Source organism: Haloarcula sp. MBLA0138 (assembly GCF_055632455.1).
The window spans coordinates 1,471,020-1,497,151 of record NZ_CM145746.1; the positions used below are offsets into that span (position 1 = coordinate 1,471,020).

General features: G+C 68.7%; 30 protein-coding genes. 9 read left to right on the forward strand and 21 right to left on the reverse strand.

Annotation, left to right across the window (positions count from 1 at the left end):
• Positions 1 to 106: 106 nt before the first annotated feature.
• Entirely contained in the window at positions 107 to 907 is an 801-nt protein-coding gene (locus tag ACV7JO_RS07805; protein ID WP_470352842.1) for a DUF7537 family lipoprotein, read from the reverse strand.
• A 91-nt stretch (positions 908 to 998) separates the two neighbouring features.
• On the opposite strand from ACV7JO_RS07805, the gene gatE reads away from it, so the two are divergent.
• A complete protein-coding gene (gatE, locus tag ACV7JO_RS07810) occupies positions 999 to 2,867 on the forward strand; it encodes a Glu-tRNA(Gln) amidotransferase subunit GatE (protein WP_470352843.1) in 1,869 nt (622 codons plus the stop codon).
• 35 nt (positions 2,868 to 2,902) lie between these two features.
• Here the strand turns inward: gatE and ACV7JO_RS07815 are convergent, their stop codons facing one another.
• The 3 genes from ACV7JO_RS07815 to ACV7JO_RS07825 all read right to left on the reverse strand — a co-directional run bounded on the left by ACV7JO_RS07815 (position 2,903) and on the right by ACV7JO_RS07825 (position 5,742).
• On the reverse strand, positions 2,903 to 3,661 hold the full coding sequence (locus tag ACV7JO_RS07815) for an RNA methyltransferase (RefSeq protein ID WP_470352844.1): 759 nt from the start codon (positions 3,659 to 3,661) through the stop codon (positions 2,903 to 2,905).
• The gene (locus ACV7JO_RS07820) at positions 3,658 to 4,182 is read right to left on the reverse strand and encodes a DUF8114 family protein (RefSeq protein WP_470352845.1); all 525 of its coding nucleotides are present in this window, start codon (positions 4,180 to 4,182) and stop codon (positions 3,658 to 3,660) included. Before ACV7JO_RS07820 ends, ACV7JO_RS07815 begins: the two co-directional genes overlap by 4 nt.
• A gap of 90 nt (positions 4,183 to 4,272) precedes the next feature.
• On the reverse strand, positions 4,273 to 5,742 hold the full coding sequence (locus tag ACV7JO_RS07825) for an alpha,alpha-trehalose-phosphate synthase (UDP-forming) (RefSeq protein WP_470352846.1): 1,470 nt from the start codon (positions 5,740 to 5,742) through the stop codon (positions 4,273 to 4,275).
• 189 nt (positions 5,743 to 5,931) lie between these two features.
• On the opposite strand from ACV7JO_RS07825, the gene ACV7JO_RS07830 reads away from it, so the two are divergent.
• Complete coding sequence (locus ACV7JO_RS07830) at positions 5,932 to 6,621, forward strand: 6-hydroxymethylpterin diphosphokinase MptE-like protein (protein WP_470352847.1); 690 nt, start codon at positions 5,932 to 5,934, stop codon at positions 6,619 to 6,621.
• 97 nt (positions 6,622 to 6,718) lie between these two features.
• Positions 6,719 to 7,399, forward strand: coding sequence for a haloacid dehalogenase type II (locus tag ACV7JO_RS07835; RefSeq protein WP_470352848.1), 681 nt, complete (start codon positions 6,719 to 6,721; stop codon positions 7,397 to 7,399).
• A 3-nt stretch (positions 7,400 to 7,402) separates the two neighbouring features.
• On the opposite strand, the gene ACV7JO_RS07840 is transcribed toward ACV7JO_RS07835, so the two are convergent.
• The 3 genes from ACV7JO_RS07840 to ACV7JO_RS07850 form a co-directional block, all read right to left on the reverse strand.
• Positions 7,403 to 9,088, reverse strand: coding sequence for a sensor histidine kinase (locus tag ACV7JO_RS07840; RefSeq protein ID WP_470352849.1), 1,686 nt, complete (start codon positions 9,086 to 9,088; stop codon positions 7,403 to 7,405).
• A 59-nt stretch (positions 9,089 to 9,147) separates the two neighbouring features.
• Positions 9,148 to 9,783 carry an IS6 family transposase gene (locus ACV7JO_RS07845; protein WP_470352850.1) on the reverse strand — a complete coding sequence of 212 codons (636 nt, stop codon included), beginning with the start codon at positions 9,781 to 9,783 and terminating at the stop codon, positions 9,148 to 9,150.
• A 67-nt stretch (positions 9,784 to 9,850) separates the two neighbouring features.
• Positions 9,851 to 11,008, reverse strand: coding sequence for a dihydropteroate synthase (locus tag ACV7JO_RS07850; RefSeq protein ID WP_470352851.1), 1,158 nt, complete (start codon positions 11,006 to 11,008; stop codon positions 9,851 to 9,853).
• A 159-nt stretch (positions 11,009 to 11,167) separates the two neighbouring features.
• Between ACV7JO_RS07850 and ACV7JO_RS07855 the strand changes: the two genes are divergently transcribed.
• Positions 11,168 to 12,181 carry a phosphotransferase family protein gene (locus ACV7JO_RS07855; protein WP_470352852.1) on the forward strand — a complete coding sequence of 338 codons (1,014 nt, stop codon included), beginning with the start codon at positions 11,168 to 11,170 and terminating at the stop codon, positions 12,179 to 12,181.
• Here ACV7JO_RS07855 and ACV7JO_RS07860 read toward each other — a convergent pair whose 3' ends face one another.
• Positions 12,182 to 13,078 (reverse strand): ATP-dependent ribose-1-phosphate kinase, encoded by an 897-nt coding sequence (locus ACV7JO_RS07860; protein ID WP_470352853.1) that lies wholly within the window; start codon positions 13,076 to 13,078, stop codon positions 12,182 to 12,184.
• Positions 13,079 to 13,265: 187 nt separating this feature from the next.
• Between ACV7JO_RS07860 and ACV7JO_RS07865 the strand changes: the two genes are divergently transcribed.
• Genes ACV7JO_RS07865 through ACV7JO_RS07875 form a run of 3 tightly spaced genes read left to right on the forward strand, consistent with a single transcriptional unit; the run spans position 13,266 to position 16,556 of the window.
• A complete protein-coding gene (locus tag ACV7JO_RS07865; RefSeq protein ID WP_470352854.1) occupies positions 13,266 to 14,741 on the forward strand; it encodes a COG1361 family protein in 1,476 nt (491 codons plus the stop codon).
• Complete coding sequence (locus ACV7JO_RS07870; protein ID WP_470352855.1) at positions 14,738 to 15,418, forward strand: ABC transporter ATP-binding protein; 681 nt, start codon at positions 14,738 to 14,740, stop codon at positions 15,416 to 15,418. The genes ACV7JO_RS07865 and ACV7JO_RS07870 overlap by 4 nt, the downstream gene beginning before the upstream one ends.
• Positions 15,411 to 16,556 carry an ABC transporter permease gene (locus ACV7JO_RS07875; protein WP_470352856.1) on the forward strand — a complete coding sequence of 382 codons (1,146 nt, stop codon included), beginning with the start codon at positions 15,411 to 15,413 and terminating at the stop codon, positions 16,554 to 16,556. The genes ACV7JO_RS07870 and ACV7JO_RS07875 overlap by 8 nt, the downstream gene beginning before the upstream one ends.
• Here ACV7JO_RS07875 and ACV7JO_RS07880 read toward each other — a convergent pair.
• A complete protein-coding gene (locus ACV7JO_RS07880) occupies positions 16,553 to 16,987 on the reverse strand; it encodes an HTH domain-containing protein (protein WP_470352857.1) in 435 nt (144 codons plus the stop codon). The genes ACV7JO_RS07875 and ACV7JO_RS07880 overlap by 4 nt on opposite strands.
• A 640-nt stretch (positions 16,988 to 17,627) precedes the next feature.
• Here ACV7JO_RS07880 and ACV7JO_RS07885 point away from each other — a divergent pair.
• Positions 17,628 to 17,789: a hypothetical protein gene (locus tag ACV7JO_RS07885; protein ID WP_470352858.1), complete on the forward strand. Its 162-nt coding sequence runs from the start codon at positions 17,628 to 17,630 to the stop codon at positions 17,787 to 17,789.
• Positions 17,790 to 17,902: 113 nt separating this feature from the next.
• On the opposite strand, the gene ACV7JO_RS07890 is transcribed toward ACV7JO_RS07885, so the two are convergent.
• From ACV7JO_RS07890 to ACV7JO_RS07940, 11 genes are all read right to left on the reverse strand, one after another.
• A complete protein-coding gene (locus ACV7JO_RS07890) occupies positions 17,903 to 18,979 on the reverse strand; it encodes a methionine synthase (protein WP_470352859.1) in 1,077 nt (358 codons plus the stop codon).
• A 2-nt stretch (positions 18,980 to 18,981) separates the two neighbouring features.
• Positions 18,982 to 19,980 (reverse strand): 5-methyltetrahydropteroyltriglutamate--homocysteine methyltransferase, encoded by a 999-nt coding sequence (locus ACV7JO_RS07895; protein ID WP_470352860.1) that lies wholly within the window; start codon positions 19,978 to 19,980, stop codon positions 18,982 to 18,984.
• A gap of 62 nt (positions 19,981 to 20,042) precedes the next feature.
• Positions 20,043 to 20,636, reverse strand: coding sequence for a HemK2/MTQ2 family protein methyltransferase (locus ACV7JO_RS07900; RefSeq protein ID WP_470352861.1), 594 nt, complete (start codon positions 20,634 to 20,636; stop codon positions 20,043 to 20,045).
• Positions 20,633 to 21,490, reverse strand: coding sequence for a 16S ribosomal RNA methyltransferase A (locus tag ACV7JO_RS07905; RefSeq protein ID WP_470352862.1), 858 nt, complete (start codon positions 21,488 to 21,490; stop codon positions 20,633 to 20,635). Before ACV7JO_RS07905 ends, ACV7JO_RS07900 begins: the two co-directional genes overlap by 4 nt.
• A gap of 38 nt (positions 21,491 to 21,528) precedes the next feature.
• A complete protein-coding gene (locus tag ACV7JO_RS07910; protein ID WP_470352863.1) occupies positions 21,529 to 22,092 on the reverse strand; it encodes a DUF655 domain-containing protein in 564 nt (187 codons plus the stop codon).
• 111 nt (positions 22,093 to 22,203) lie between these two features.
• Complete coding sequence (locus tag ACV7JO_RS07915) at positions 22,204 to 22,560, reverse strand: RNA polymerase Rpb4 family protein (protein ID WP_470352864.1); 357 nt, start codon at positions 22,558 to 22,560, stop codon at positions 22,204 to 22,206.
• A 1-nt stretch (position 22,561) separates the two neighbouring features.
• Positions 22,562 to 22,855, reverse strand: a complete 294-nt coding sequence (locus tag ACV7JO_RS07920) for a 50S ribosomal protein L21e (RefSeq protein ID WP_470352865.1) — start codon at positions 22,853 to 22,855, stop codon at positions 22,562 to 22,564.
• A 142-nt stretch (positions 22,856 to 22,997) separates the two neighbouring features.
• The gene (locus ACV7JO_RS07925) at positions 22,998 to 23,264 is read right to left on the reverse strand and encodes an elongation factor 1-beta (RefSeq protein ID WP_470352866.1); all 267 of its coding nucleotides are present in this window, start codon (positions 23,262 to 23,264) and stop codon (positions 22,998 to 23,000) included.
• A 2-nt stretch (positions 23,265 to 23,266) separates the two neighbouring features.
• A complete protein-coding gene (locus tag ACV7JO_RS07930; protein ID WP_470352867.1) occupies positions 23,267 to 23,446 on the reverse strand; it encodes an HVO_2753 family zinc finger protein in 180 nt (59 codons plus the stop codon).
• A gap of 71 nt (positions 23,447 to 23,517) precedes the next feature.
• Complete coding sequence (locus ACV7JO_RS07935; RefSeq protein WP_470352868.1) at positions 23,518 to 24,111, reverse strand: DUF2391 domain-containing protein; 594 nt, start codon at positions 24,109 to 24,111, stop codon at positions 23,518 to 23,520.
• Positions 24,108 to 24,266, reverse strand: coding sequence for a hypothetical protein (locus ACV7JO_RS07940; protein WP_470352869.1), 159 nt, complete (start codon positions 24,264 to 24,266; stop codon positions 24,108 to 24,110). The genes ACV7JO_RS07935 and ACV7JO_RS07940 overlap by 4 nt, the downstream gene beginning before the upstream one ends.
• A gap of 149 nt (positions 24,267 to 24,415) precedes the next feature.
• On the opposite strand from ACV7JO_RS07940, the gene ACV7JO_RS07945 reads away from it, so the two are divergent.
• The gene (locus ACV7JO_RS07945; RefSeq protein ID WP_470352870.1) at positions 24,416 to 25,375 is read left to right on the forward strand and encodes a transcription initiation factor IIB; all 960 of its coding nucleotides are present in this window, start codon (positions 24,416 to 24,418) and stop codon (positions 25,373 to 25,375) included.
• A 41-nt stretch (positions 25,376 to 25,416) separates the two neighbouring features.
• Here the strand turns inward: ACV7JO_RS07945 and ACV7JO_RS07950 are convergent, their stop codons facing one another.
• Positions 25,417 to 26,130 (reverse strand): bacteriorhodopsin, encoded by a 714-nt coding sequence (locus ACV7JO_RS07950; RefSeq protein ID WP_470352871.1) that lies wholly within the window; start codon positions 26,128 to 26,130, stop codon positions 25,417 to 25,419.
• Positions 26,131 to 26,132 lie beyond the last annotated feature (2 nt).

Below are 26,132 nucleotides of genomic sequence, written 5' to 3' on the forward strand. Positions count from 1 at the left end.
GAACCGTACTGACTGCTGACTACACGCTCTGGCTGGCCATTGCCGGATAGACTGAGTCACCGCGTTCACAACGCGGGATACGCGGTCGTCGCGGGTTCGAGGGGCGCTACGGCTCGCTTTCGTCCGCGGCGGTCGCGTTCCGGACCCACGCCGGCGGGTCCACCGTCGTCCGGTCGAGGTCGGTGTACCGGAACGAGTACCGGACCCGCTCGGTCGTCGCCGGCGTCGTCACCCGGTAGGAGACGGCGAAGCGGTGGACGACGCCGGTCGGGTCGACGAGCAGATCCGCCCGGTACGCCGCCGGGTCCGGGAACCCCGGAACCCCGCCGTCCGCGACGACGACGCGGTAGCGGCGCGCTCCGTCCCGCCGGACCGGGACCGTCCGGCTCGCCGTCGCCTGCCCGTACTGTTCGAGGTAGAACGCGGCTTCGTAGGCGAACTGGTCGCGGTCGAAGGCGACCGTCCCGCTGTCGTCGGTGACGGTCCCGCGGTCCTGACGCTCGTACCACCGGCCGTCGACCGCGACGGTCGTCTGCTCGAATCGGGCGACAGTGCCGTTGCGGACCGTCCGCCGGCGCAAGCGGTGGACGTACCGGGTGGTGTTGACAACGGCGGTCGTCTCGGTTCGCTCGACGCGGACGGTCCCGCCGTCGCTCGTCGTCTCGCGGACGAACCGCTCGCGGAAGGTGTACGACCGGCCGGCGACCGCCTGCCGGTGGGTGGTCGCCAGCGCGGCCGCCGACCGGAGCCCGTCCTCGCCGACGCCGCTCGGAGGTGGCGGGGTCCGGTCGCCGTCGGCCGTCGGCACCGGTGCCGGCGTGACCGTCGGCTCGCCGCCGGGCGCACCGAACCCGCCACAGCCGGCGGTCGCGGCCAGCGCCGCGACGAGGACGGCCTGCCAGCGCATACCCCAGTCAGGGGACCGAGTACGCAAAAACCCGCCGCCCGGGGGAGCGGAAGGGTGCGTTTTTTGGCCCCCGGTCACGGATTCACGCCCAATGACCGACTACGACTACGAGGCGCTGGGCCTCGTGGCCGGGCTGGAGATACACCAGCAACTCGACACGGCCACGAAGCTGTTCTGCGAGTGCCCGACGACGCTCCGGGAGCCCGAGGAGTCCGTACGGAGCTTCACCCGCTACCTCCACCCGACGAAGAGCGAACTCGGCGAGATAGACGAGGCGGCCCTCGAAGAGAGCGTGGTCGACCGCGAGTTCGAGTACCTCGCCTACGACACCACCTGCCTCGTCGAGGAGGACGACGAGCCGCCCCACCGCGTCGACCGCGAGGCCACGGAGACGGCGCTGGAGATAGCCCAGCTACTCGACATGAACGTCGTCGACCAAGTGAACGTGATGCGCAAGATAGTCGTCGACGGCTCGAACACGACGGGGTTCCAGCGGTCGATGCTGGTCGCCAACGACGGAGCCATCGAGACCGACGCGGGGCCGGTCGGCATCGAGGACATGCTGCTCGAAGAGGAGTCCTGCCAGCGCGTCGCCGAGACCGACGACGGCGTGCGGTTCTCGCTCGACCGGCTGGGCATCCCGCTGGTCGAAATCGGCACCAAACCCGACATCCGCTCGCCCGAGCAGGCCCGCGAGGCCGCCGAGCGAATCGGGATGTTGCTGCGCTCGACGGGCAAGGTCAAGCGCGGCCTCGGCACCATCCGACAGGACGTGAACGTCTCCGTCGCCGACGGGGCGCGAATCGAACTCAAGGGCGTCCAGAGCCTCGACGACATCGACGACATCGTCCGCTACGAGGTCCAGCGGCAGGTCGAACTGCTGGAGATCGCCGAGGAACTACGGGACCGCGACGCCGCCGTCGGCGAACCCCGTGACGTGACCGATACCTTCGCCGACACCGAATCGAGCGTCATCCGGAGCGCGCTCGACGACGGCGGCGACGTGTTCGCGGTCCGGCTGACGGGCTTCGATGGACTGGTCGGCCGCGAGATTCAGCCCGACCGACGGCTCGGCACCGAGCTCTCGGACCACGCCAAGCGCCACGGGGCGGGCGGTATCTTCCACACCGACGAACTGCCGGCCTACGGCGTCACCGAGGCGGAGGTGACGGCGTTGCGCGAGGCCGTCGACGCGGAGCCGGACGACGCCGTCGCCATCGTCGCCGACGACCCCGAGACCGCCCGCCTCGCCATCGACGCCGTTGCCGAGCGCGCCGAGACGGCCCTCGAAGGGGTCCCCGAGGAGACCCGGGACGCCACCGAGGACGCCACCTCCCGCTACCTCCGCCCGCTGCCCGGCGCGGCGCGGATGTACCCCGAGACCGACGTTCCGCCGGTCGAACCCGACGTGACCGAGGTGGAGACGCCGGAACTGCTCACCGAGAAGGTCGACCGCTACGCCGAGGCCCACGGCCTCGACGCCGGTCTCGCCGAGCAGGTCGCCTACGGCCAGCGGTGGCCGCTGTTCGAGGCCGTCGTCGACGACGGCGTCGACGCGACGCTGGCGGCCGGCACGCTCGAATCGACGCTGACCGAACTCCGCCGCGACGGCGTCCCCGTCGAGCGACTGACCGACGCGCACCTCCGGGAGTCGCTGAAACTGGTCGATTCGGGCGAGGTGCCCCGCGAGGGCATCGAAGACCTGCTGACCGCGTTGGCCGAGGAGCCCGAACTGACCGCCGAAGCGGCCGTCGAGCGGGAGGACTTGGGCGGCGTCGACGAGAGCGAGGTCCGCGAGGCCGTCGCCGAGGTCGTCGAGCGCAACGCCGAACAGGTCGAGGCCGAGGGGATGGGCGCGTTCTCGGCGCTGATGGGCGAGTGCATGGGCGCGCTCCGCGGGAAGGCCGACGGCGACGCCGTCAGCGACGCGCTGCGCGAGGAGATCCAGAAGCGGGCCTGAGAAACGAGCCCGAGAAGCGAGGGCGACGCCGCCGACTACCGGTCGTCGGGACCGCTGTCGCCGTCACCGCGGTCGCTGCCGTCCCGCGTCGTGGCCTGTCGCGCCCGCCGGAACACCCCCCTGAGCGTCCGCGTCTCGCGGCCGGTCGGGTGCGCGCGGCCCAGCACCCGCCGGAACAGCCGCCGGGTCTTCGCTCGCTTCTCGGTCGGGTGGCCGACGGCGTCGAGGAACCGCCCGAACTCTCCGTGGAGCCCCTCGACGGCGCGCTCGTCGGCGCGCTCGTGGAGGTCGTCGGGGTGTTGGTCGCGCTCGACGGTCAGGTCGCGCAGTTCGTACAGCACGACGGTCGCGGCCTGCCCGAGGTTCAGAACGGGGTAGTCGGCGGCCGCGGGGATAGAGCATATCTCGTCTAACTGCGCGAGTTCGTCGTTGGTCAGGCCCACGCGCTCGCGGCCGAAGACGACGCAGGTGTCGGCGTCGACCCCGCGAAGCGAGTCGGCCAGTTGCGCCGGCGTCTTGGCCGGATACCGGACGTGCTTGGAGGCGTCCTCGTTGGTCGTGGCCGTGCAGGCGACGGTGTGGTAGTTCTGCGCGAGGTGGTCGAAGGTGACCTCGCGGGCGTTCGGGAGGATGTCCTCGCGGGCCTGTCCGGCGAAGCCGTAGGCCTCGCCGTCGGGGTCCAGTTCCGGCGGGTCGACGAGCAACAGCTCCGAGAGGCCGAAGTTCTTCATCGACCGCGCGATGGTGCCGACGTTGCCGGGCGTCTCGGCGTCGACGACCGCGACGGCGGTCATACGTCGAGGTCGCCGAGGTCGATGTCGAGTGCCTCGACGTCCTCGTCGTCCATCGCCTCGATTTCCTCCTCCAGCCCGGGGACGGCCTCCCCGCGCTCGGGTGCCTCCGGGAGTGCGGTCGGGTCCTCCTCGACGTGTTCCAGCCCCTCGTAGCCCTCGGGAGCGCGATTCCCCGCTGCGAACCACTCGGCGAAGGCCTCCTGTAGCTCCAGTTCGCCGGCGTAGGCGTCGCCGCCGGCCTCCCGGAACCAGTAGAGGAAGTCGGTCTCGTGGACCGAGCAGAGGACGACTTCGCCGCGGGGCTCGCCGTAGACGGCCTCGGCGACGTTGCACGCCTCGATGTCGTCGTCGCCGTGGACCAGCCAGCAGGCGTCACAGGGGTCGACGACGCGTTCGGCGAGGACGAGGAGCCGCTGGCGGGTTTCCGGTTCCAGCGTGGCGAGAGGCCGGAGCGTCCCGTCGTCGTCGACCACCGACTCGTCGAACCGCCAGCCGCGCAGTCCGATACTGACCTTGCCCATGCCCCCGGGTAGCCGGTTCGCCGACTAAAAGAGCGCGGTGTCAGCGTCGGAGGAGGGAGCGGGACGGTAGAGGCCGGCGTTCACTGCCGGTCACGGGTCGCCCGCGTCGAACTGCCGGCGGACCCACGTCGAGCTATCGAGAGCGCGGACGCCCGCCCGGAGCCGGTCGAGGCGGTCGCGGCGCTCGGCCGCGTCGGTGTCCAGCGCCCGCACTATCGCGTCGGCGATGCCGCGGATGTCGTGGGGGTTGACGGTGAGCGCGCCGTCCAAGTGCGTCGCCGCGCCGGCGAGTTCGCTCAACACGAGGACGCCGTCGTCGTCCACGCAGGCCGCGGGGTACTCGTGGGCGACGAGGTTCATCCCGTCGCGGTGGGGCGTCACCAGCGCCACGTCGCTGGCGCGGTAGAGCCCGGCGAGGGTCTCCGCGCCGAGCTTTCGCTCGACGTAGGCGACGGGCCGCCAGTCGTCGGTGCCGTAGGTCTCGTTGACACGCTCGACGGCCGCCACCACGTCGTGGCGGTAGCGCCGGTAGTCGGCGATACCCTCGCGGGTCCGGCTGGCCTTCTGGACGTAGGTGAACGCCCCCCGAAACTCCGGGCGGCGGTCCCACAGGTGCGCGAGGGCCTCGATTCGCTCGGGGACCCCCTTCGAGTAGTCGAGGCGCTCGACGCCGACGACGAGCGGAACCGAGGGGTCGGGAACCGCGTCGTCGAGGACGCGCCGCCGGACCGCCGTCGTGTCGGCCGCCGCGGCCCGCCGGCGCACGCGCTCGGCGTCGATACCCAGCGGGTTCGAGAGCGCCCGGGTGGTCGCCCCGTCGTAGCGGACCCGCGTCTCCGAGGCCGCCGTCGCGTCGGGCAGCAGTTCGGTGGCACAGGCAACGAACCGCCGGGCGTCGGCCGGGGTGTGGAAGCCGACGGCGTCACAGGCCAGCAGTCCGTCGAGCAACTGCTCGCCGTGGGGGCAGTGCTCGAAGACGGCGGGGGCCGGCCACGGGACGTGCCAGAAGTGATGCAGCGTCGCGTCCGGGCGGGCCGCACGGACCCGCCGGGGGGCGAGCGCGAGGTGGTAGTCCTGAAACCAGACCGTGTCCGCCGGCCCGCTGGCGTCGAGGACGGCGTCGGCGAAGCGGTCATTGACCCGCTGGTACTGCGCCCAGAACTCCGGCGCGGCCCACACGCGCCCGGTCTCGTCGTGACAGAGGGGCCACAGCACGCGGTTGGCGTAGCCGTAGTAGTACCCCTCGACGGCGTCCTCGTCCAGCGCGACCGGACGCATCTCGTAGGACGGGTCGGCCGGCGGGACGGGGACGGTCCCGTCGGTGGCGACGGCGGTGTCGGCCTCGCCGCTGGCCCACGCCACCCAGACGCCGCCGGCGTCCTGCAGGACGGGGTCGACGGCGCTGGTCAGCCCGCCGGTGGGCTCGGACACTGTGACGTCCTCGGGACCGGGGTCCGTCACCGGGCCGTCGATCCACGAGTGGCTGTACGGCCCCCGGTTCGAGACGACCACGAGCGACCCCTCGCCGTCCCACCGTCCGACTCCGCCCTCGTCGTCCATACGCTACGTTCGGCCGTCCGACCCTTCAGGGTGTCGCGGTCCCGACAATCGCTTGGTAGTAAGAGAAAGCTTATACCGGATGCGTCAGAAAAGGCGGGTGAAAGCCGAAAGGGCACCCGGGTAGGGGTACACGGACGTGCCACTTCGGCTCAATCCGGTTTATCTGGACACCACCAGCTAGTGACAACTATGGAGTACGAAACGTGGGAGCCAGTCTACGAGTCGATACTCGCGGCGTTTGGCTACGGCCGCGCGGGTGACGAGCGGGCGCGGGACCGCCTCGTTGCCCTGCTCGACGGCGACCGCACCTACGACCCGGCCACGCTCGACATCGAGGGGGCGCGAGTCGCCGTCGCCGGCGCGGGGCCGTCACTGGAGGCAGAGGCCGACCGGGCCCGGGCGGCCGACTACGTCGTCGCCGCCTCGACGGCCGTCGACCGGCTGGCCGACTGCGGCGTCGGGACCGACTGCATGGTGACTGACCTCGACAAGAACCCCGACACCGGCCGTCGGCTGTCCGAGTCGGGGACCCCGGTCGCGGTCCACGCCCACGGCGACAACGTCTCGCTGCTGGAATCGCACGTCCCCCGGTACGACGCGGCGTTCGTCCTCCCGACGACGCAGGCCGCTCCGCGCTCGCCGGTCCGGAACTTCGGCGGGTTCACCGACGGCGACCGCGCGGCGTTTCTCGCGGACCACCTCGGGGCCGGCGAACTGGCCTTCGTCGGCTGGGACTTCGACGACCCCTCGGTGAGCGCGGAGAAGCGCCGGAAGCTCGCGTGGGCCGAGCGCCTGCTGCACTGGCTCGAAGGGCGACGCGGCGAGCGCTTCGCCGTCCTCGACGGCCGCCGGGACGCCATCGACCCGGTCGTCGGCTGACGCGACGGCACCGACCGGGCGGGACGGGGAACGACTGCGGAGCGTCGCCCGTCGGGCCGCCAGAGCGTTGATGGGGCGGGCCGCCCAATCGCCCCCCATGGCCTTCGACCCGGACCGCGTCACGGCCGTCACGTTCGACTCCTACAGCACCATCGTCGACGTCGACGCCGCCGAGCGAGCCCTCGCCGACCGCGTCCCCGACCCCGAGCCGGTGTCCCGGCTCTGGCGCTCGCGCTCGCTGGCGTACACGTTCATCGCCAACCACGTCGACGCCTACCAGCCCTTCTACGAGATGAACCGCGACGCGCTCCAGTTCGCGCTCGACGCCCACGGGGTCGACCTCTCGACCGAGCGCCGCGACGAGATTCTGGCCGTCTACCACGAACTCGACGTGTTCGACGACGTCCGCGAGGGGATGAACCGGCTCTACGACGCCGGCTACGACTGCTACGTCGTCTCGAACGGGAACCCCGAGATGCTCGACTCGATGGTCGACCACGCTGGCATCGGCGGCCTCGTCGAGGACACCGTCAGCGCCGACGAGGTCCGGACGTTCAAGCCCGACGCCGAACTGTACCGCCACGCCGCCGCCCGGACCGGGACGCCGATAGACGAACTCGCCCACGTCACCGCCGGTTACTTCGACGTCTACGGCGCGATGCACGCCGGGATGCAGGGCGTCTGGGTGAACCGCGACGACGGTCCGTGGGACGGCTTCGCCGGGGAGCCGGACCTGACCATCGGCTCGTTCCACGACCTCGTCGAGCGGCTCACCTGACCGTCACCGAGCCCCTGCCCGACCCGTGAGGCCACGCTCGCCGTCGCCGCCTCCGTCGCTCCCGTCGACCACCTCGACGCCGGTCACGTCGAAGCGCGCGCCGCCGGCCTCGCTCTCGCTGACACGCACGTCCCACCCGTGAGCCTCGGCGATACGGGCGACGATGGCGAGCCCGAAGCCGGTGCCGTCCTCGGCGGTGGTGTAGCCGGATTCGAACACGCCCGCGCGCTCGTCTTCGGGGATGCCGAGGCCGTCGTCGGCGACGTAAAAGCCCGCTCCCGTCGCGCCGATTCGGACGGTCACCGACTCGCCGCCGTGCTCGACCGCGTTCCGGAGGAGGTTCTCCAACAGCTGCTGACAGCGGGTCACGTCGGCCCGGAAGCGCAGGTCACCGTCGACGACGACGGTCGCGGCCCCGAGGTCGACGGTCTCGCGGCAGGCGTCGACCAGCGCCGACAGCTCGACGACCTCCGTCTCGCCGATGCGCTCGCCCTGCCGGGCGAGGGTGAGGATGTCGTCGATGAGCGTGTCCATCCGTTCCAAGGCGTCGGCGGCGGTGTCGAGCCGCTCGTCGTCGTAGTCGGCACGGGCCAGTTCGAGGTTCCCCTCGGCGACGGTCAGCGGGTTCCGGAGGTCGTGGCTCAGCGTCGACGCGAACTCAGAGAGGCGCTCGTTTCGCTGTTCGAGCGCGGTCTGTTTGGCCACCGACTCGGTCACGTCGCTGACGACGACGAGCGAGCCGGCCTCCGAGCGACCGAGGGCGAACCGGTTCCGGTCGGCCCGGTAGTACCGCGTCTCGCCGCCGCGCTCGTACTCGAAGGTCTCGCCGTCGGCGGCCGCGGCCAGCGCCGGGACGACCGCTGCGAGGGGGTCGCCGACGGCGTCGCCCAGTCCGGGAAACAGGTCGTTCGCCGCCTCGTTGTAGTCCCTGACTCGACCGTCGTCGTCGAGGTAGACGGCGGGGTCGTCGGCCTCGTCGGTGAACTGTATCGCCTGAAAGCGGGCGGCGAACACGAACAGGAGGCCGACGGCGAAGGCCGCGAGCCCGAGGGGCTCGTAGGTGATGCCTATCAACGCCGGGCTGGCGTAGCCGACGATGTCGAACAGGACCGGCAGCGCCGTCAGCCCGACGAGGGCACTCAGGGGCCGCGTGTCGTAGCCGCCCGTGACGAACAGTTCGTACAGCATGAAGTAGCCGACCGCCGACAGCGCGTAGGCCAGCCCGCTCACTACCCAGTGGACAGCGCCGTACTGGATAGCCAGATGCGGGAATGGCGTGTCGACGAGCCGCGCCGAGAAGTAGATGCCGTGGAACGGGTTCGTCACCTTCAGCGCCACGACGGCGAGAAACAGCGCGACGGCGACGTGCCGGATGCTCCGCCGCCGGTGGAGCGTCCGGCCGGTGTAGGCCGAGCAGAAGTACAGCCACGGGCCGACGGAGGCCAGTCCGATGATGAGGCCCGCCTCGTAGAAGGCGTACTTCCAGCCGACTGCGGGGATGAGAAGGAAACCGACGTGGGCGCTGGCCCACCCGCCGCTGGTGACGAGCAGGGCGACGAGGCCCCGTCGGGTGTCCCGGTCTTCGAGCCACAGCGCTCGCGGGACGCTGCCGAAACACGCGAGCGCGGCGAGCGCGAACGCCGCGACGTAGACGGCGTGTCGGGGACCGAGTCCGGCGATAGTCTGCACGGTTCTCAGGGCTAGGGGCTGCGGACTAATCAATCCTCGACCAAACGAGTTGGTAGTGTTTAGTTAGCAGCATTGTGCCAGACGGCGAAGGTTCGCAACCATGTTTCAGCTGTCTCTGGGTCAACGTGACTAAAACAGTTTGAAAAAGAGGATGTCCGTCGTTTTACTTCTCGAAAAACACGTTCGACAGTATTCCGATTTCCATGGAGTTCGTATCTGAAATCGAGGCCGTGTCGTTGCAGGGCTGTTTTGAGCCAGTCCGCATCATCGACAAGAAACACGGCGTCGTCGACATCGTGTTTCTCACGAAGTTCTCCGAGAAAGATTTCCGTCAAAGCAGTTGTGTACGTGGCAAAAAGCCGTATATGGAGAAATTTGTTTGTGGCAGGATCGATAGCGGCGTACAGCCAGTATTGCTGATCATTGATGCGAATCACGCTCTCGTCAAGCGCGACCTGATTCGGAGCTTCATCGCCGTCTGGCTGTAAATCAGCCTTCTGTACCCAATCGTGGATGGCCTTTCGAGACCGTTTGACACCCAACTTACCAAGAACAGAGATTGTATTCGAAAGTGATAGTCCAGCCACGTGCATCTGAATACCGAGCTTCATCGCTCGCTCGGGTGTCCGCTCGCGCTCCACAAAGTCCAAATCTATCCAGTCGCTACTACCGCTGAGGCGGACGATTTCTGGCATAGAGCACCAAGAAATTCGCCCGCCTCACTTTTCACGCTTAACTAAACACCGTCAACGAGTTACCCCGCTACACCCGGCGGGAGAGCGCAGCTCTGAGTTCGCCGACCAGTTCCCGGTGACCGTCCGCGGCGAGGCTGTCGGCGACGACGCCCACCGCCGCGGCCGACCCGCCGAGATACAGCGTGCCGCTTTCCTTCTCGACGAGGACCACGTCGGTCACGTCGGCGGCCGCCCGCAGGCTCGCCGCCGCGTCGTCGGTGAGGTCCCCGAGCAGGAAGGTCAGCGTCGCGCCGTCGTCGGTCGCCCCGGCCACGGTCGTCCCCAGCGACTGGTTGCGCTCGACCTCGCGGACGGTCACGTCGGTCAGCTCCGCCACCGTCGGGCCGGGTTCGGTCCCCGCCCGGGTCGTCCGCTCGTCGCCCAGCGCGTCGGCGACCCGGACCACGTCGTGCGTCTCGCGGGTGTCGTGCGTCCGGATGATGTGGGAGCCGCGCTCGACCTCCATCGTCGCGGCGGCCAGCGACACCGCGAGCTGGTCCTCCGTCTCCGGCCGGCCGGCGAGGTCCCCGAGGAAGTCCTCCCGGTTGGTCGCGGTCAGCATCGGCCGACCGAACGCACGGAACTCCCGGAGGCGGCGGAACAGCTCCCAGTTGTCCGCGAACTCCTTGCCGTCGTACCACCCGCCGAAGGCCGGGTCGATGATGGTCCGGTCGGTGAAGCCGTCGCGCTGGATGGCCTCGAACAGTTCGTCGACCGTCTTCAGCGCGCCCGGTGCGGTGAGGTCGGGCGGACTCGCCATCTTCACGACGGGCATGTCGTGGGCCTCGACGACGCCGCGCATGTCGGGGTCGGCGAAGCCACAGACGTCGTTGATGAGGTCGAAGCCGTAGCCGATGGCCTCCTCGGCTACCTCGGCGTAGCGGGTCTCTATCGACAGCGGCACGTCGGCGTCGAGTTCGTCCACCAGCGGCGCGACCTCCGCCAAGCGGTCTTTCTCCTTCTCGACGGGCTTGGCCTCGTACTTGGGGTTGGCCGACTGCAGGCCCACGTCGACGATGTCGGCACCAGCGGGGACGAGCGTCTCCTCTATCGCCTCGGCGGCCGCCTCGGGGTCGAGGTAGACGCTGGGCTTGTACCCGGAGTTCGAACTCATGTTCAGGACGCTCATCACCCGCGTCGGGTGGCCGTCCCCGACCGGAAGCCCGTCGATATCGACCGTTCGCATACGCCTCGGTCAGGGCCGCGCGTACAAAGACCCTCCACTTCCGGCGGCGGGCGGGGCGAGCGGTACGGACGACCGACCGCGGACAGTTCCGGACGGTCAGTTCGCCGCGTGGTGGCGGGACTGACAGATTTATTTATGGTACGGGCAAAGTGAGCGATAGTGTCCGAAGCGGCGCGCGCCATCGAAGCGGTTCTCGCCGAATCCGGGCCGGACTACGAGGACTTCTGGTTCGAAACGCCCGGCGGCGGCCACCAGAGCGATGTCTATCTCGTCACCGTCCGCCACGCCGGCGAGGAGTACGAGGTGGTACTGAAGTTCAAGCCGACCGGTGACCTCCCGTTCGAGGTCGAACCCAAACTCCACGAGTACGTCGCCGAACGGACCGACATCCCGGTCCCGCGTATCCTCGTGTTCAAGGAGGACCCAGCGGTCGACGTGCGGCCGTACTTCATCACCGAGCGGGTCAGCGGGGACAACCTCGCGGAGTCGTTCGGGACGCTCTCGACTGAGACCCGGACACGGATTATGCGACAGACCGGACGGATACTGGGCGATATGCACTCCGAAATCGGGTTCGAGGCGTTCGGCCGGCTCGACCTCCACGACGGCCGGCTCATCGTCCGGGACTGGATGGGGAGTTGGCGCGAGTATTTCGGCCGACTCACCCGCTCACATCTGGACCGGCTCGCCGACACCCGCTTCGAGGACGTGGCCGACCGCGCCGGCGCGCGCATCGAACCGGCCCTCGACATCGTCCCCGAGGACGGCGTCCCCCGGCTGGTCCACGACGACTTCCGCCCGACGAACCTGCTTTTCGACGCCGAGCGCGACGCTCCAATCACGGCCGTCCTCGACTGGCAGGACGTGCTGGCGGCGCTACCGGAGTACAATCTCGCTCAGACGGAGTTTCTCTTCGTCGGCTCCTCGTTTCAGGACCCAGAGGCGTGTCGCGAGCTTCGGAGCGAGTTCCGCGCCGGCTACCGCGAGTTCCGCCCGTCAGCGTTCGACGACGGCTACGAGCGGCGGCGACCGCTGTACCAACTCTCGACGCTGCTGTGGCGGATGGCCGGCTTCGAGGCTGTCTTCGCCGACGACTCGGGGCTCGCCACCGCACGGGCCGAGGCCCAGTACCGACAGCAGTTCGAGCGGCTTCTCGACGGGCTCCCCGCGTAGTCACTCGGCCGGCTCGCCGTCGAGCAGCGACTCGACGCCGTGCCACGCGACCCGCGTCCGAGCGCCGCCCGTGCGTGCAGCCAGCGCTCCGCAGGCGTTGCCCACCCGCAGCGCCCGCTCGTCGCCGGCCCCCCGACACCGCGCCGCGAGAAAGCCCGCTGCGAAGGCGTCACCGGCCCCGGAGGTGTCGACCGGGTCGACGGCGAACCCGTCGTGGCTGACGGTCCCGGCCGCCGTCCGGCACTCTGCGCCGCGGGCACCGCGCGTGACCACGACCGTCGGCACGGTCGCAAGCAGGCCGGCGTCGGCGGCCGCTCGCGTCTCGCGCTCGTTGCAAAACAGCAGGTCCGCGTGTTCGAGCGCCCGACCGTAGTCCCGGTCGGCGAGCCTGCGGCCGGGGTCGAGGCTGACCGGGACGCCGGCGGCACTGGCGCGCTCGGCGAGTCGTCCCGCCGTCGACGGGGACTGGCTCGTCAGGTGGAGGTGGTCGGCTCCGTCGAGGTCGGTCTCGGAGAGGTCCGCGGCGGCGAACCGCTCGTTGACCCCGTCTGTTCCCAACACCATCACCTCGCCGCGCTCGTCGACCACGAGGTACTTGACGGCCGTCTCCCCGTCGGTCTCGACCAGCCGCGTCTCGACGCCGGCCGCGTCGAGTTCCCGGCGGGCCAGCAGGCCGTGCTCGTCGCGGCCGACGCTGCCGAGCAACACGGGGTCGGCGTCGAGTCCCGCCAGCGCGACGGCGACGTTCGCGGCGCTCCCACCGGCCGACTGCCGCTGTCGCTCGATGGCCGCCTCGCCGTCGGGCCCCGGGAGCCGGTCCACGCGGAGCGTCACGTCCCAGTTGACGTGGCCGGCACAGACGACGCGCATGCCCCGTGGTCTCTCGCCGTCTGCCATAGGTCCCGCGGTCGCGGCCGCAGGATGCCGCCGAATCGCCCCGTCGATACCGAGCATTCGGTCGAGATTTCAGTACGTTTAAGCGCTCAGATTACGCAGGGAACGCCATGACAGTGGTCCCTGTCAGCAATGCTGTTACGGCCCTCCGAACACTCCCGCTCCATCGACACCGAGACGGGAGGCCGAGATGCGTCGACTGACGCTACTTGCGGTCGTCGCGCTCGTGGCGGCCGTCCCCGCGGTCGCCAGCGCGGCGTCGGTCAACGTCTCGGTCACGTCGGTCGCAGTCTCGCCCGAGCAGCCCGCACCCGGCGAGACGATAACGTTCACGCCGACGATTCGGAACTTAGAGAGCAGTCAGGACGGGCTACGAATCGAGGCCGTCGCCATCCGGCGGACGCAGGCGAGCGGCTTCACCGAGTACGCCCGCGTGGCCGACTTGGGGACGCTCTCGCCGGGTTCTTCGCTCGAAGTCCCCCTGACGCACTCGTTCGACGAGCCGGGGACGAAAGACCTCCGCGTGCTGGTCTACGGGCAGTCGACCGGCGCGCCCGTGAACTCCATACGGGTCCGCTACCCAGTCACCGTCTCTGTGTACGAACGGGACCCGCAACTGGACATCCGGACCAACGAGTCCATCGAGGGCATCGAGACCAACGGGACGGTCACCGTCGCTAACGGCCTCAACACCTCCGTCTCGAACGTCGAGGTGACCGTCGACGGCACCGACATCACGGCGACCGAAGGCCGGTCGGTCATCGCCACCCTCGGGGCCGGCGAGACGGCCACGGTGCCGTTCCAGTTCCGGCCGGAGACGCCCGGCGAACACGAACTCACGGCGACGATGTCTTACTCCGTCGACGGGACGACCCAGCGGACCGTCACCCAGACGCGGCTCATCGAATCCGAGCCGCTCCGAGAGGGGCTCTCGCTCGACGCCTCCGCGGTCGGTAGCGGGGAGAACCGCGCGCTCGCGGTCGACGTCATCAACCAAGGGAACGCCCCCGTCGAGGACGTCGTCGTGACCGCCAGTTCCGACAACGCGACGTTCCGCCGGGCTATCGTCCGCTCGGTCGAACCGGGCGACTCCGAGCGGGTCCGGCTCAACACCACGCTGTCCGAGTCGAGCGCCGCCGCGACCGTCACCGCGGACTACGAGGTCGGGACGGCCAGCCGGCAGGCGACGACCGAGACGACGATACGGTCGACGCCCGGCGCGATAACCCTGACCGGGCTGGACGTGAGTAGCGAGGCCGGCCGCCTCCAGATAACCGGGAGCGCGAGCAACGTCGGGACGACGGACGCCGACAGCGTCCTCGTCAGTGTCGTCGACACGGCGACCGTCGAGCCGGCCTATCCCAACCGCGAGTACTTCGTCGGCACCGTGCCGGCCAGCGACTTCGTCTCCTTCGACGTGTACGCCACGACGTCGGGCAACGCGACGACGGTCCCGCTCGAAGTGACGTACCTCGTCGACGGCGACCGCGAGCGCCAGCGCTTCGACGTGGAGGTCCCCGTGACCGACACCGACCCGCAGTCACAGTCCGGCGGCGGTGGCGGCGGTGGCGGCGGGCTGCTCCCCGTCGTCGGTGTCGCGGCACTCGCGGCGCTGGTCGTCGCGGCCGTGCTGGTCCGGCGCTACCGGCGTGACGACGAGCAATGACCGTCCTCCGTGCCGACGACGTGGTCAAGCGTTACCGGTCGGGCAGCGAGACGCTCGTCGCGCTGAACGGCATCGACTTCCACCTCGAAGCCGGGGAGTTCGTCTCCATCATGGGCCCCAGCGGCAGCGGAAAGACGACGCTGCTGAACATCCTCGGCCTGCTCGACACGCCCACGGAGGGGACCGTCAGGCTCGAAGGGCGCGACGTGACCGGGCTGGGCGACCGCGAGCGGACGCGGCTCCGCAAGCGGACCATCGGGTTCGTCTTCCAGCACTTCTATCTCCTGCCGACGCTGACGGCCGTCGAGAACGTCGAGGTGCCGGCGCTCTTGGACCGGGACCCGACCCGGACCGAGCGAGCGACGGACTTGCTCGACCGGATGGGGCTGGGCGAGCGTCTCACCCACCGCCCCGACGAGCTCTCCGGCGGGCAGAAACAGCGCGTCGCCATCGCTCGCTCGCTCATCAACGACCCGCCCATCGTGCTGGCCGACGAGCCGACCGGGAACTTGGACCGGGACACCGGCCGGCAGATTCTCGACGAGTTCCAGCGCATCGCCGACGAGGACGACGTGGCTATCATCGCCGTCACCCACGACGAACTCGTCAACGAGTACGTCGACCGGACCATCCGCCTCGTCGACGGCTCCATCGGACGGGAGGAGATAGATGCGTAACCCCCTCGCCGAGCGGTTCCCCACCGGCCTGATGGCGTGGCGGAACCTCTCGCGGACGAAGATGCGGTCGCTGCTGGCCGCGCTGGGCATCGTCATCGGCGTCATCGCCATCGCGTCGCTGGGGATGTTCGGCGTCGCCCTGCGGTACTCCTTCTCCCAGAACCTCGGCGACATCGGGAATCAGGTGACCGTCTCGCCGAACGCCGAGGAGGGCATCGAGAACCTCACGGAGCGCGACGTGCGCGAGATACGCCGCGTCGCTGGCCCCGGCACGACCGTCACGCCGGTCACCACCACCGTCGAACCAGTGACGTACAGCCGCGAGGCGGAGCGGGACGAACTGCTGTACGCGATGACGGACCCGGCCGAAGTGTACAACGCCAGCGACGGCCGGATTCCCCAGCCGTTCCGGACCGGCGTGTTAGTCGGCGAGAGCGTCGCCGAGGAGCGCGACCTCCACAGCGGGAGCACCATCGCCATCAACGGCAGCACGGCCCGGGTCCGAGCCGTCCTCGCCTCGGGCGACTCGTTCTCACAACTCAACCCCGACAACCGCATCGTCGTCCCCGCGAGCCGGTACGGTGGCCGAGGCTACTCGTCGGTGTACGTCACCGCGCCCTCGGGCACCGAGGCCAACGCCACGGCCATGGCGATACGCGGCGCGCTCAACGACCGCGAACAGCGCGTCACCGTCACGGAACTGGGCTCCATCGTCGACACCATCAACCAGCAGTTCCAGATAATCAACACCGTCCTGACCGGTATCGCCTCCATCTCGCTGCTGGTCGCCGGCATCTCCATCCTCAACGTGATGCTGATGTCGACCGTCGAGCGCCGGGAAGAGATCGGCGTCCTCCGGGCCGTGGGCTACCAGAAGCGGGACATCCTCAAGGTGATGCTGATGGAGGCGACGCTGCTGGGTATCGTCGGCGGACTGGCGGGCGTCCTCATGAGCGTCGGGGCGGGCCTCGCCATCAACCACTACACTGTGGGCGACGCGACGGCGGTGTTTCGCCTCGCCAACGCGTGGTATCTCGTCGCCGCGTTCGCGTTCGGCGTCGGAACGAGCGTCGTCAGCGGCCTGTATCCGGCGTGGAAGGCGGCCAGCGAAGAACCGGTCGAAGCGCTGCGCGGCTAGGGCGTCACGTCGACGCCCGGTTCGAGCCACGGCTCCGTCCGGTCGACGGTCACCGCGTCGAACTGGGCGAGCCAGTCCTCGTCGCCGTTCTCGAAGGCGTCCAGCGCGTCGCCGACGGTGTAGGTCCGCCCGGTGTCCGAACACGGGAAGACGCCCTGTAGCTGCTGGCCCTCGTAGAGCGCCAGCGAGACGACGGGGAAGACGACTACCTCGTCGGTGCGCTCCATGCCGACGTAGCTCCGCGCGCGCCGTTCGAAGGCCGGTGTCAGCGAGAACCCGTTCCGGTCGCCCCAGTCCTCGAACTCGTCGTAGGTCGCCAGCGCGCCCGAGCGCTTGTCCTCGGCCAGCGTCCGGATGCGCTGCCACTCGCCGGCGACCATCGACTCCGTGAACACGCCGTTGGCCTCCAGTCGCTTGACCCGGTTCAACACCTGCTGTTGGGCGTCGAATGTGCCGTACGTGTCCCGCGGAGGTACAGTTCCGCTCGGAGGTGCGCGTCTCCAACCATAGTTCTCACCTGATACGTCTGGCGAGACCGACTAAACTCTTTCCCAAAACCGGACCGTCCTACCGAAATTAATTCGTTCGTAGGAAATTCGGTATAGAGTGTTTAATAGACGTATTTGCTGCGTATTTGTCAAATATACCCGCGCCCATAACTGACAGTAAAAGTGAACTAATTATGCGCAGTGGTCGTTTTCGAGTTCGTCTCTCGTCGAACACTGCGGGGCGGCGAATACCTGTCTGAAATATTATCTGAACGGTCACGGTCCGTCACAGACCGACGGCTCCCGGGACGATTGGCCGGTCGAGCGCCCATCCGGTCGTGTCGTGTCACACACCCGGCGCGCTTGCTACTCGGGCGACAGTACTGGGCTACTCGTCGTCGGTCGTCGGTAAGAGCCGCTTACTCGGGCCGCGACGCTTTCGTCGAAGCCTGCTTCGCTCACGGCCCACTTCGTTCGCCGTTCGCATCCCGTGTTCGCGCACGACTGGGTACCACGCCGTCCGCTTCCCGAACGATGACGGGTCGCGGCTACCCGCTCACTGCGTCAATCGTCCGCTGCGCGGATGATTGACTACTCGCAGCCGAGCCTGCTCGTCGCTTCAATCATCCGCGCTCGCTTCCGCACCACCGCTCGCGACAACCTCGATTTCGCCGGCGTCGAGTTCCTGCTCGATTTCGCGGGCGGCCTGCACCATGCCGCTCCCACTTTTTACTTCGTCGGGTAGCCTCGCTACGCTCGGCTACCACTCCTCAGAAAAACGTGGGGAAAAAGGCCGGACGCTCCGTTCGCTGCGTTCACTCGCGTCCGGTGAAACGGCTCACTCCGTTCGCCGTATGCTCAGTCGTCCGCGCTCGCTTCCGCACCACCGCTCGCCACCACGTCGATTTCGCCGGCGTCGAGTTCCTGCTCGATTTCGCGGGCGGCCTGCACCATGTTCTCCATCTTGCCGTAGGCGACCTCACGGGGCAGGAGCTTCACACCGCAGTCCGGCGAGACGGTGAGTCGCTCCGGCGGCACGACTTCCAGCCCCTTCTTGATGTTCTCTTTAATCTCCTCGACGGACTCGACTTCGGCGGTGTGGGCGTCGAGGACGCCCATGGCGAAGTCCTTCGTGAACTCGTGGTCTGTGAACACGTCCAACTGGTCGTAGTCGCCGTTGGCGAGTTCGAGGTCGTACTCGTGGACCGGGTAGTCCAGAATCTCGGGGTAGATGCGCGAGTAGTCGCCGTAACAGACGTGCAGGCCGAGGCGCACGTCGTCGGGCACGTCGTCGACGATGCGTTCGAGACACTCGCCGACGATGGCGTGGTCGTCGGGCGTCGTCGCCAGCGCCGGTTCGTCTATCTGGATGTAGCGCGCGCCGGCCTCGACCAGTGACTCTATCTCCTCGTTGACGAGGTCGGCCAGTTCGTAGGCCAGTTGCTCCTCGCTGTCGTAGACCTCGTTGAACGACCAGTTCGCGAGCGTGTACGGGCCGGTGATGGGGACCTTGACCGGACGCTCGGCCACCTCGTCGGTGAATTCGAACTCCTCGACGAGCCACTGCTCGCCGTACTCCACCTCGTCGGCGACGCTTGGCTTGTCGAAGTAGTTGTGGCCCCACACCTTCACGCGGCCGTTGAACTCGTAGCCGTCGATGCGGTGGGCGAAGTACTCCACCATCTCGTTGCGGCGCATCTCGCCGTCGCAGACGACGTCGATGCCCGCCCGCTCGTGCTCGTGGGTGATGAGCCGCGAGGCGTCGTCTTTCGACTCCTGCCACTCGTCCTCGCCGAAGTCGGCCGCGTCGTCCTCGAACTGCTCGCGGGCGCGGTCGTGCCACTTGGGCTTGGGGTAGGAGCCGACGACGGTCGTCAGCAGGAAGTGGTCGTTGTCGTGATTCGCCGGTCGGAACTGCTCTCGTGGTCCGGTCATGGTTAGGCCTCCACCTCCTCGAGGTCGGCGGCGTTGGCGAGCGCGCGGAGTTTCGCCTCGAACTTGTTGTCAGGGAGGTAGAACAGCTCGGTGTTGGCCGTCGCGTAGACGGTGTCGTAGGCGGTGTTGGTCTGCTGTTCGAACCAGTCGATGCGGTCCCGGATGGTCTCGGGGGCCTCGACGAGCGTGTTCTGCCCGTCGACGACGCCCAGCGCCACGTCGTCTTTCGTCCCGTACTCTTGGACGTTGTAGACGGTGGCGTCGTGGTCGGAAATGAGGTCGAAGCCGACGGCGTCGACGCCCGCGTCCATCAGGTGCGCGTAGGTCTTCTCCTCGATAGCGCCCCAGTAGGTGTGGGCGACGACCTCGGCGTCGGCCGCGTCGGCGACGGCGTCGATGGCCTCGCTGGCGCGCTCGTCGACGCCGTCCGCGGGCGGGTTCTCGACGAGCGAGGGCTCCAGCAGGAACAGCGTCTCGACCTCGGGGAACTCCCGGACCTCCTCGACGAGGAAGTCGGCGACGGCGTCGAGGAACGCGGCCTCGTCGCCGTAGTGTTCGTCCGTGGCGAGGTCCGCGAGCGAGTAGGGACCGGGCAGCACCGCCTGCAGGCCCGAGTCGACGAGGTCGGCGGCCGCACCGAGGTCCGCCGCCACGTCGCCGCCGTCGGCCGAGAGGTCGTCCTGCACGACCGGCTCGCGGTAGAAGTTGTTGTTGTCGTAGTAGCGGACGATGCCGCGGGTCTCGACGCTGTCGTGGACCGCCAGCGGGTGTGCGAGCATGTCGTCCCACCGGCCCTGCCCCTCGACGACGCGGTCGAGCCCCGCCTCGGTCTGTGCCGAGACGAGGTCCTCGCGGACGCGGTCGTACGCGTCCTCGATGTCCTCACCCTCGTCGCCGGAGACGAGGTCCGTCTTCTGGTGGCCCTTCAGGTCCGATAGCTCCTCTTTGGCCCAGTCCGGGAGCGGATACAGCCCCGGAGTCGTGGCGACTATCTGTGGCATTGCCAGCGGCTACGAAATGACGGGCTTTAATATTTCCTATTCAGAAAAATGCCCTATGGTAATCACTTCGGGGAGAACCGGAGGACGACGAGTTCCTCGTAGGGGTGGTTCTCGCTGGCCACCCGCTCGCCGTCGAGGCCGCGCTCGGCGGCGTACGCGAGCACCTCGTCGACGCCCGTGAGGCTGCTGACCAACAGGAGCGCCCGGCCGCCCGGCGCGAGGACCCGGCCGACGGAGTCGAGGAACGGGTCGACGAGGCGGCGGCCGTCCTCCCCACCCGACAGCGCGTGTTCCATCCAGTCGTCCCACTCCTCGGCCGCCGGTGTCGGGAGATAGGGTGGGTTGAACGCGACGAAGTCGAAGACACCGTCGGCGAATGGGGACACGAGGTCGCCACGGACCGCGGGCACGCCGCGCTCGCGGGCCTGCCGGCAGGCCAGCGGGCTGAGGTCGACGCCGACCGCCTCGGCCCCGGCGTCGGCGAGTTCGGCGGCGACGTAGCCCGACCCGGTCCCCACGTCCAGCACGCGGTCGCCGTCCGTCACGTGGTCGCGGGCGGTCCGGGCCAACAGCGCCGAGTCCGCCGCGGGCTGGTAGACGGTCTCGACGCCGCGCTGGTCGGCCAGCGCCGGCCGGCCGCCGTCCTCGTCGGTCACGACTCCGGCCGGCCCACGTCGTGGGCCAGCGTCGCCAGTTCGGCGAAGTCCGCGGGCGCGAGTTCGCCGGCGCGGGCGCTCATGCGTTCCTCGTCGGCCGCGTCGACGACCGCGTCGGGGTCGCCCAGCCCGGAGATGTGGGCCGTGTTCCGGACGGCGTTGCGCATCGTCTTCCGGCGCTGGGTGAAGACGGCCTTCAGAAAGGCCATGAAGAAGTCGTCGTCCGGGACCGTGTAGTCCGGCTCCCGCGGCGTCGTCCGGACGACGGCGCTCGTGACCCGTGGCTGCGGGTCGAACGCCGCCGGGGGCACCGTCTCGACCACCTCCACGTCGGCGTAGTGGCCGGCAGTCACCGAAAGTCGGCCGTAGTCGTCGGTGCCGGGGTCGGCGGCCATCCGCTCGGCGAACTCCCGCTGGAACATCACCACGAGGGGCTTCCCTTCGGGCAACAGCCGGAAGGCTATCTCCGAGGACGCGCCGTAGGGGAGGTTCGAGACGCTAGCGGTGAACTCCGGGAGGTCGACGGCCAAGGCGTCGCCGGAGACGACGGTTAGCCGGCCGCCAGCGACGGCGTCGGCGAACTCCTCGCGCAGGTGCGCGGCGAAGTCGGGGTCGCGTTCGACGGCGGTCACCTCGTCGGCCGCCGCGAGCAGTCGGTCGGTCAGCGCGCCCGGGCCGGCCCCGACTTCGAGGACGTGCGAGGTATCGATGCCGGCCGAAGTCGCGTACTCGGGGATGCGGTCGAGCACGCGGTCGTCGACGAGGAAGTGCTGGTCCTGCCGGGTGTCTGCCCGCTTGCCCGCCCGGCGGACGAGCGCGTCGGGGTCGCGCGTGCCCGTCGCTGTGTCGGTCATCGACTGCCCGTAGACGGCAGGGGGTGAAAAACTCCGCCCTACGACTGCTCGCCGGGGCGGACGAACGTGCGGTACTTCAGGTCGTCCTCCCGTAGCTCTTCGAGGATGCGGTCGATGAGCACCTCTCTGGGCGTGTGGAGCCCGCTGACGCGCTCTTCGAGGTCGTCGAAGCTCTCGAAGGGCTGGCGCTTGCGCTCGTCGAGGATGGTGTTGCGGAGCTTCTTCCCGATGCCCGGCAGGAGGTTCAGTTGGTGGAGCCGCAGCGTGATGGGCTGGGCGTCGTTGTAGAAGTCCACGAAGCGCTCCTCGTCGTTCTCGACGACCTCCTCGACGGCGTACTCCAGTTCCGAGCGCGCGCCGCTTGGCAGGTCGTCGAACTCGATGCGGCGGACCCGGTCGAAGGCGGTGAGGTCGATGCGGTCACCGAAGGCCATCTCGTCGCCGGAGTCGAGCGTCAGCTCGTAGAGAGAGAAGTCGTCGACGTCGAGGGCGAACGCGAGCGGGTCCTTCTGGTGTTGCGGGCGGTCGTCGTCGGTCCGCCCTGTCGGGAGGACGTCGAGGACGGCCGCGACCATGTCGTCGCCGCGCTCCGTGTCGGTCATGCGCAGCGATACGAATAGAACACACTTAATGGCGGCGGGTGCCGCGTTCGGCCGACTTCCGTCGAGCGGTTTCTGCGACGAGCGGGAGAACCGGCGGGCCGACGGCGAGCGTCAGGCGTACCGCTTGACGACGTTGAGGATGTCGTCCAGTTCGTCGCCCGACAGGGAGTACCGCTCCTGCGCGTAGACGGCCCGCAGTTCGTCGCGGTCCAGCGGTCGCAGGTTCGCTATCTTGTAGGCGGTGGCCTCGTCGACTTTCTCCAGTTCCCGCAGTTCCGCGACGAGTTCGCGGGACTCCTCGGGGTCCAACACCGCGAACCGGTTGACGTGGTCGATGGCTCGCTTGAGTTCGTACCGCATCTCGCGGTCCTCGTCGGCGGCCCGCTCCATCTCGAGGCCTTCGAGAATCTCCTTGGTCTCGGCGACCGTGAGATACTCCTCGTCGACCTTCTCTTTGAAGATGGTCATCTCAGCTCTGCTGGCGGCGGAGGTGTGCGGCCTTGGCGATGACGGTCTTCTCCTTGCCGCCGTCGACGATTTCGACCTTGAAGGCAGTCCCCTGCTCGCCGACGACGGTGCCGGTCTGGCCGTCGAAGCGGGCGTGGAAGCGGCCGTCGGGCACCGAGGGGTCAATCTTGAGGTGGACCTTCTCGCCGGCCTCGAACTCCTCGACGGCTCGCTGGGGCGGGGAGGTCCCGCGGTTGCGCGGCTTGTTCTTGAGCTTGTCCCGTGTTCCTTCGAGCGGACCGTTCGAACTGGGCATTCTTGCTCACCGGTTGTCCGGTCGCCCTAATAAAACGTGCGTTCCGGGGGCGGCGTGTGGGCGGGACACACCGTGTACGCCCGCCGTTCCGACACCGGTGGCACCGCTGTGCGGTTGTGCGCGGCGAGAACGGCGAGCGAGGTTACAGACGGCCGACGCTGTCGACTTCGACGGACTCGACGCCCTCGACGTCCGCGAAGGCCTCCTCCACGGCCTCGGTCCCGCCCGTGTCGTCGGGGACGATGACCGTCGGGAACAGCGCGACGAGGCCGAACGCGACGTCGTCGCGCTCGAAGCCGTTGATTTTGGCACCTTCCGGAAGCGCGCCCTCGAGACGCTCCTGCAGGTCGTCGAGGTCGACTTCGGGGCTCTGCGGCATAATCTTGATCTTGGCGGCGACTTTTCCCATCGTTACGGACCTGTGAAACCGCAGTCGGGGCACTTGTAGAGGTTGCTCTGCTTCCGGCAGGTGGCACACCGGTAAATCTGGTGCCCGCAATCGGGGCACTTGAACGCGGCGGCGCTCGTGCCGGCGATGTTGATGCCACACGAGACGCACTTCTGCGTCCGCTTCTGTTGGCTCTCGCTCATACCTCCCCGTATCCGACCGCGGCTTTTAACGGTTGCCAAACGGCGTGACGGGCGAGAGGGTGTGCCACGCCCTAGCTCCCGGGGAGGATGTCGCCCAGTGCGGCCCCGATAGACATGGGGACGAACGCCACGGTACAGACGCAGACGCTCTCCCAGAGAGCCGCCGGCTCCGCCGACCACGTGACCATTCCCCACCCAGTCAGCAGGGCGACGGCGATGGCGTAGGCACAGAGCGTGACACCGATCAGCCGCCGCGGGACGACGCCGAAGATGGCGTGTGCGACCCGCACGTCCTGTATGTCGGCGACGTAGAGGATGCCGACGACCATCCCGACGGCACCCAGCAGCGTCGCGACGAACAGCGACGGGTGGGCCGCGAGGAAGCGGCCCGCGTCGAGCGTGCCGCCCTCGACGGCCATCGGGATGCCGAAAAGCACCGACCCGAGCGCGGCCTCCGCGAGGTCGTCCCACCCGAACCCCCAGATGACGCGCCCGAAGACGGCTGGGTCGGACTCCTGTACCTCGGTGGCCTTCCGCATCGCGGCCCTGACCCGCTCGCGCTCGGCCGGCGAGTCGACGGCCGCTTCCAGTTCCTCCAAGTGGTCGAACAGGTCGGCGAGTTCGTCGTCCGCGTCCGGCCGGCCGTCGTCGGAAGTGTCGCTCATCGCGGGCCCCGGTCGTCCCGCGTCGGTACCGTGTCGACGCCGTCCATCACGGCGTTTGCGTCCTCGCCGTAGAGGCGGCCAGCGTGCCCACTCCGCGCGCACATCGCCGCGATAGTCCGGACCCGTCGACCGAGTCCGAGTACGGCCACGTCCATGCCCGTACAAGCCGCGGGGGTGGCGGTTAAGCCTTTGTGCCGCCGTCGAGGGCACCGATATCCCCGCGAGCGGGGCGTCGTGTCCGTGTGAATCCGACACAATCTGCCAAACATTTATATGTAATAGACCTTTCTCCGTAAAAGAACACATGGAACGGCCGACGCGCCAGCGGGATACGGACCAGGCGGAACGCCAGCAGGAGTCCGAGGAGACAGGCCAACAGGTCTGTCCCGAGTGTGAGTCGGAGTCCATCTCCAGCGACGGGGGCGGTGAACTCGTCTGTGAGGACTGCGGTCTCGTCATCGAGGACGAGAACATCGACCGCGGACCGGAGTGGCGCGCGTTCAACCACTCCGAGCGCCAGTCGAAGTCGCGCGTCGGGGCCCCGACGACACAGACGATGCACGACAAGGGGCTGACGACGCAGATAGACTGGAAGGACAAGGACGCCTACGGGCGCTCGCTGTCCTCCGAGAAGCGCTCCCAGATGCACCGGCTGCGCAAGTGGCAAGAGCGCATCCGGACCAAGGACGCGGGCGAGCGCAACCTCCAGTTCGCCCTCTCCGAGATAGACCGCATGGCGTCGGCGCTGGGCGTGCCACGCTCCGTGCGCGAGGTCGCCTCGGTCATCTACCGGCGGGCGCTGAACGAGGACCTCATCCGCGGGCGCTCCATCGAGGGCGTCGCCACCGCCTGCCTCTACGCTGCCTGCCGGCAGGAGGGTATCCCCCGGAGTCTGGAGGAGGTCTCGGACGTCTCCCGTGTCGAGCAAAAGGAGATCGGTCGGACCTACCGCTACGTCGCACAGGAACTCGAACTGAAGATGGAGCCGGTCGACCCCAAGCAGTACGTCCCGCGGTTCGCCTCGGAACTGGACCTCTCGGAGGAGGTCCAGTCGAAGGCCAACGAGATTATCGACACGACGGCCGAGCAGGGGCTGCTCTCGGGGAAGTCCCCGACCGGCTACGCCGCGGCCGCCATCTACGCCGCCTCGCTGCTGTGCAACGAGAAGAAGACCCAGCGCGAGGTCGCCGACGTGGCGCAGGTGACGGAGGTCACCATCCGGAACCGTTATCAGGAACAGATCGAAGCGATGGGCATCCACTGAGGACGCCCCGCCCCACTTCTCGGCCCCGCCGGACGACGCCGTCAGTCGCCGGCGGTCGCCGCCTCCACCGTCTCCGCGGCCGATTCGACGTCGGCGAAGGTCGTCAGCCCGGCCAGTGCGATGACGCCGAAGCCGACCTTCGTCACCACGTCGAGGTAGACGATGACCAGCGACGCAGTCTCCAAATCCATGAGCCCGACTCCGGAGACGCCCAGCAGCCAGACGACTGGGTAGACCAGCCACAGCACGACGACGAAATTCCGGAGCGTGCGATAGAGGCTCCGTTCGAGGTCCGACAGCGCGTCGCGGGCGGCCGCGGCGACGGTCGTGTACAGCAGGTAGACGACGCCGGCGAACGCCGCCGCCCCGAGCGCGAACAGGCCGTAGCTGAACGGCGGTGACGCGACAGAGCCGGCGAAGCCGAAGACGATGGTCAACGCTTGCAGGCCGACCAGCTTCCCGATGTCGTGTCGGCCCGCCTGCGCGAGCAATCCGAGATACAGGACGTTCAGCGGCGTCGTCAGCAGCCAGTCGGCGTAGCGGACGACGTAGACGGTGTGGTCGCCGGTGTCGATGGCACCGAACCCGAGCGTCATCAGCGCGTACGCCACGATGGCGATTCCCGGGATGGCTATCAACAGCAGGTAGCGCCGTCTGTTCGATTCGGGGACGAGCGTGTAGCCGTAGGCCAACACGGCCGTCCCGAGCAGTTCGCCCAGCAGTCCCAGCGTGAACCACGTCGTTATCGTTACCATGG